This window comes from Deltaproteobacteria bacterium (genome assembly GCA_016234845.1).
Taxonomy (GTDB): domain Bacteria; phylum Desulfobacterota; class Deferrimicrobia; order Deferrimicrobiales; family Deferrimicrobiaceae; genus JACRNP01.
Map to the genome: position 1 here is coordinate 1 of JACRNP010000010.1, position 3,617 is coordinate 3,617.

Sequence of the window (3,617 nt, forward strand, 5' to 3'; positions counted from 1 at the left end):
CGGCCCGCACCCGGCCGCTCCGCGTACCACGCGTATCCTCACAGCCCCAGGAAGAAGAACAGCCCGCTCAGAACGTCCTTCCGCTCCGCAACCCACGCCACCGACTCCACGTGCAGCGGGTGGGCACCGAACAGCGCCGCCGCCATGCCGCTCCGCCACAACGAACCCGTCATCCGGCGAAGCGCCAGGAACAGGACCACCGTGCTCCCGGCGTGCAGAAGAACGTTCGTCCCGTGGTGGCCGCCCGCCCACATCCCGAACCATTCCACATCCGCCATGTGCGACAGCCACGTCAACGGGTGCCAGTTCGCCGCGTGGAACGTCGTGAACGCCCACTTCACCCCCGGCCACGTCAACCCGTTCAGGACAGCGGGATTTTCCGTGACATACTCGTCGTCGTCGAGGGAGATGAACCCGTGGTTCCACACCTCCGCGTAGACGAGGAGAGTCAGGAGGGCGAGGGCCGCCGCGACGATTACCGTCCTCGCCCCCGGGGAAAGATCCGGAACGGTCCATCCGGCCTTCTCCCGGCTCAACCGCCACCCCCCGGAAGGTCCCGGAGCTGCACACGGATCCGTTCGTCCTGCGGCCTCAGGCGGGCCGCCTCCCGGAACATCTTCTTCGCTTCGACCTCCAGGCCGGTCGCCCGGAGGAGTACCCCCAGGTTGTAAAACGCCTCCCATCGCGCAGGAAAGCCCCGGATCGCATCCCGAAGATGGAGTATCGCATCGTCGATGCGCCCCGACTCCGCGAGAAACACGGCCATATTGATCTTCGCGGGCACATTCCCGGGTTCCAGCCGCAACGCCTCCCGGCAATGAGCCTCGCCCTCGCTCTTCCGACCGACGTTCCGCAACGCCCTGCCGAGGTTGGCGTGCGCCATGGCGTTCCCGGGTTTGATCCGCAGGGAGGTCAGCAGGTGCGGGATCGCCTCCGGCGCTCTGCCGCGCTCCAGCAGGGCATTTCCCAGGTTGTTGTGCACGAACCAGTTCTCCTCCGTCACCGCCAGCGCCCGCGTGAACAGCGCCACGCTGTCCCGCCAGTAGCCGGCCTGCACGTAGGAGACCGAGGACAGGCACAGAAGGACCGCGCCCCACGCCGCCGCGTACACCGCGCGCCCTCTTTCGATCCCCGAGAGCAGGTCCCAGCTCCCCCAGACTGCCGCCAGGAACAGCCCGGTCAGCGGAATATAGGCGTACCGGTCCGCCATGGCCTGCCCGCCCACCTGCACCAGGCCGATCACCGGGACGAGCGTCCCGAGGAACCAGAGCCAGCCCGCCAGAAGATAGGGACGACGACGGAACCACAGCGCGGCGGCGAGGGTCGACAGGAGCAGGAAAATTCCCGCGGCGACAATCTCTCCCTGTGGAATCCCTTTCCCCAGGCTTGCGGGATGGGGGTAGTAGACGGCAAGGTTCGAGGGCCAGACGGCCTTCCACGCGTACCGGGCGTAGGATACCGCCGCGTTCCACACCCTCCCATCGAACGGATACATGTGGATCGTTCGGACCGCCTCTCCCCGCGCCTGCGCCAGGTACGTGACCACGCACGACGCCAGGGAGAGTGCGAGCAAAGGGATTTTCTCCAGCCACAATCTCCCCCGCCCCGGGCGGGCGAACGCCCCCGGCATCGATCCCGCCGCCATTCCCGTGCGCCCCAGCGGCCATACGTCCAGGATCAGCAGCACGAAGGGGAACGTCACCAGCATGGGCTTCGACGAAAGCCCGAGCGCGTAGGCCAGGACCACTCCCATGTACCTCCGGATGCAGGGACGCTTCGAGTACCATCCGTACGCCAGCAATCCGAGCGAGAAGAAAAATCCCGAGAGAACATCCTTCCTCTCGGATACCCACGCCACCGACTCCACGTGAAGCGGGTGGACGGCGAACAGCATCGCCGCCACGCCGCTGCGCCACGGGCACCCCGTCATCAGGTACAGCGCGAGAAACAACGCCGAGGATCCCGCCCAATGGATCCCCGCGTTCACCAGGTGGTGGGGTCCGGCGTCCGGACCGAACCATTCCACATCCGCCATGTGCGACAGCCACGTCAACGGGTGCCAGTTCGCCGCGTGGAACGTCGTCCACGACCAGACGAACCCGTCCCGCGTGAGGCCGGACAGGACCTCGGCGTTCCCCGTGACATAGGCGTCGTCATCCAGGTCCACGAACGAAAACCGCGCCCCTTGCGCGTACACCCCCAGAACCAGCGCCAGCAGAAGGAGGACAACCGCCAGGGCACATCGGAGTCGCATTGCGTTTCTCCCGCGCGAGCCGGAATCGTCCCGGCGCCGATCTTTGCGCTATAATATCGCGGCCCGGTCGGATGCGTTACGGGAACCGCGCCGGGTTTTTACCGGGACTGCCGGTCGAAAGGTCCGCAATCCATGCTGCACGGGAAAAAGGTCGTCGTGGTCATGCCGGCGTACAACGCGGAGAAGACCCTTCGGTGGACCTACGAGGAAATACCGCGGGACATCGTGGACGACGTGTTCCTCGTCGACGACGGCAGCCGGGACCGCACGGTGGAAATCACCCGGGAGCTCGGGATCCGCCACGAAGTCCACCCGCGGAACATGGGATACGGGGCCAACCAGAAGACCTGCTACACCATCGCGCTTCGCGAGAACGCCGACATCGTGGTCATGCTGCATCCCGATTACCAGTACACGCCGAAACTGATCACTCCGATGGCGGCGATGGTGGCTTCCGGAGAATTCGACCTGGTTCTCGGCTCCCGGATCCTCGGCACGGGGGCGTTGAAAGGGGGGATGCCCCTGTACAAGTACGCCAGCAACCGGTTCCTGACGCTTACCCAGAACCTCCTGGTGGGCCAGAAGCTCTCCGAGTACCACAGCGGGTTCCGCGCCTTCAGCCGGAAAGTCCTGACGGATCTTCCCCTCAACGAAAATTCCAACGACTTCCTGTTCGACAACCAGATGCTGGTCCAGTCGATCGCATTCGGGTTCCGTATCGGGGAGATCTCCTGCCCGACCCGTTACATCGAAGAGTCGTCGTCGATCAATTTCCTCCGCAGCGTCACGTACGGCGTCGGCGTCCTGCGACCCCGCCGCCCGTTGAACGGCGGGAGCTCCCGCTACCTCCCCGTACCCCCCATCGCCACCCGCATCAACCGGTTTGCGGCGGGGTCGTCCGGCCGCAGCCGCAAGGCGATCCGTAGATGGCTCGCGGCCTCTTCCCGCCTTCCCATCCGGAGCAACACCCCTCCGAGGTTCGTGTACGCATCCACGAAATCCGGCTTTCGCTCCACCGCCGCCCGCAGGTATTCCAACGCCTCTTCACTCCTTCCCATGCGATCCAACGTGACGCCGAGGTTCGTCAGGGCCAGGTGGTCGCCGGGGCGCTGTTTCAGAACCTCGCGGAATTGCGCCACGGCTTCCGCGTAGCGTCCTTTCTCACCGAGCGTTCTCCCAAGACCGGTACGTATTTCCGTCTCCTCCGGCCGGTAACGGAAACCGTCCTCGAAAGCGCGGATGGCCTCATCGACCCTCCCCCCGGCCAGCAATGTGTCTCCGAGGTTGAAAAACGCCGTCGGGTTCTCCGGTTCGACGCGCAAGGTGTGCCGAAAGAGCGACTCGCTGTCCTTCCAATGGGAAA

The 3,617-nt window shown here is 65.4% G+C and carries 3 protein-coding genes and 1 pseudogene; 1 reads left to right on the top strand and 3 read right to left on the bottom strand.

The genetic code is table 11. From position 1 onward, the window contains the following. Nucleotides 1-38 precede the first annotated feature (38 nt). Together HZB86_00945 and HZB86_00950 are read right to left on the bottom strand one after the other, a co-directional pair. Entirely contained in the window at nt 39-536 is a 498-nt protein-coding gene (locus tag HZB86_00945) for a hypothetical protein (protein MBI5904115.1), read from the bottom strand. Further along, nucleotides 533-2,254, bottom strand: a complete 1,722-nt coding sequence (locus tag HZB86_00950; GenBank protein ID MBI5904116.1) for a tetratricopeptide repeat protein — start codon at nt 2,252-2,254, stop codon at nt 533-535. Before HZB86_00950 ends, HZB86_00945 begins: the two co-directional genes overlap by 4 nt. 132 nt (nt 2,255-2,386) lie before the next feature. Here HZB86_00950 and HZB86_00955 point away from each other — a divergent pair. After that, nucleotides 2,387-3,064: pseudogene (locus tag HZB86_00955) on the top strand (glycosyltransferase family 2 protein). A 32-nt stretch (nt 3,065-3,096) separates the two neighbouring features. Here the strand turns inward: HZB86_00955 and HZB86_00960 are convergent. Continuing rightward, a partial coding sequence (locus tag HZB86_00960; protein MBI5904117.1) for a tetratricopeptide repeat protein occupies nt 3,097-3,617 on the bottom strand: 521 nt, incomplete at its 5' end.

Excerpts from the sequence above, each read along its gene's own strand:
- HZB86_00950 (MBI5904116.1), bottom strand. The coding sequence starts at position 2,254 with ATGCGACTCCGATGTGCCCTGGCGGTTGTCCTCCTTCTGCTGGCGCTG.